This is a genomic window from Streptomyces atriruber (assembly GCF_001418325.1).
Classification (GTDB): Bacteria; Actinomycetota; Actinomycetes; order Streptomycetales; family Streptomycetaceae; genus Streptomyces; species Streptomyces atriruber.
In genome coordinates this window covers 7,342-7,774 of record NZ_LIPN01000200.1, presented here as the reverse complement: position 1 = coordinate 7,774, position 433 = coordinate 7,342, and the positions used below count along the sequence as shown (strand labels likewise).

Annotated in this window: 1 pseudogene; it reads left to right on the top strand. The window is 74.4% G+C overall.

The features are described from left to right. Positions 1-433: pseudogene (locus AOK03_RS21820) on the top strand (hypothetical protein); the annotation flags it as partial.

The following is a 433-nucleotide window of genomic DNA, read 5'->3' as shown; positions in this document are numbered from 1 at the left end:
CGCCCCGCCGGACCGCCCACCGTTCCCGAACCGCCCGCCCTCACCCCGTACCTCTGCCGCGACCACGACCGCGCCCTGCGCGAATACCTCAAGTCGGCGGCGTCCGGCGGACCCTCGGCCCTCGGCGTGCTGACCGGCGACTCGTCGACCGGCAAGACGCGGGCCCTGTACGAAGTGGTCCTGGCCGTGGCGCCGGACCGCCGACTGCTCCGCCCGCCCACCGCGCGGGCCCTGCTCGACCTGATCGCCGCCGGCGAGGTGGGCGAAGGGTGCGTGCTGTGGCTGAACGAGGTCCAGCGGATCCTGCTCGACCGGGAAGGGAACGACGCCGCGGTCGAGCTGACGACCGTCCTCCAGGAACAGCCCGGCGTCGTCGCCGTCGCCGCTCTCTGGGAGGACCCGTACTGGCGTCAGTTCACCGCACAGGGCCGGG